At 61.7% G+C, this 540-nt stretch carries 1 protein-coding gene; it reads left to right on the top strand.

Going from position 1 to position 540, the window contains the following annotated elements; all coding sequences use genetic code 11:
- Positions 1-225: hypothetical protein (locus EXE42_RS19775; RefSeq protein WP_206750754.1), on the top strand; the 225-nt coding region annotated here is incomplete at its 5' end.
- Between the last annotated feature and the right edge of the window lie 315 nt (positions 226-540).

Raw genomic sequence — 540 nt, 5'->3', positions numbered from 1 at the left:
GGCAAGGTGCTGGGCAGCGGTGTGCTCGAAACGAACGTCACCGGGCTAGATGAACTCCCGAGATTCGTGCGTCCACAGCCGCCAGTCGCCGTCTTCGGCTCGGAGTTTGTGGGTGAGCCCTGCCGGTTGACGGTCGCCCTCTTCAGCAGGGGTGGCGAACTCGTCGAGAACAGTTGCTTCGGTGTCGGATTCCGCTACGAGGGTACGCTCCTCGACAGTGCTTGACGCTAGAACGTCCGGCGGAAACGACTCCCACCAGTCTTCGTTGGTCCAGTAGGATGCGTCACGTTCCGGCGAGTCGGGGTGATACAGGTCGCGGAACCGCTCGGTGTCGCGGTTCCTGACCGCGTCCCACCATTCCCCAACGACACGATTCGGGGGGAGCGCGTTAGTTAGATTCACAGATCGGTCGGCGAGGCAACCTGCGAGGGGAGCGGTCCCGACGCAACCGAGAGAGGTCAGGAGGGCCCGTCGCTCCATATATCGATGCTCTTTCAGATCGATAAATGCTTTCGGACGGATTCGATGGGTCTGAAGCCG

This window comes from Halorubrum sp. SP3, from assembly GCF_005435195.1.
Taxonomy (GTDB): Archaea; Halobacteriota; Halobacteria; order Halobacteriales; family Haloferacaceae; genus Halorubrum; species Halorubrum sodomense.
Note: the sequence above shows the minus strand (reverse complement) of the source record. Positions and strands in the feature narration are given on the sequence as shown.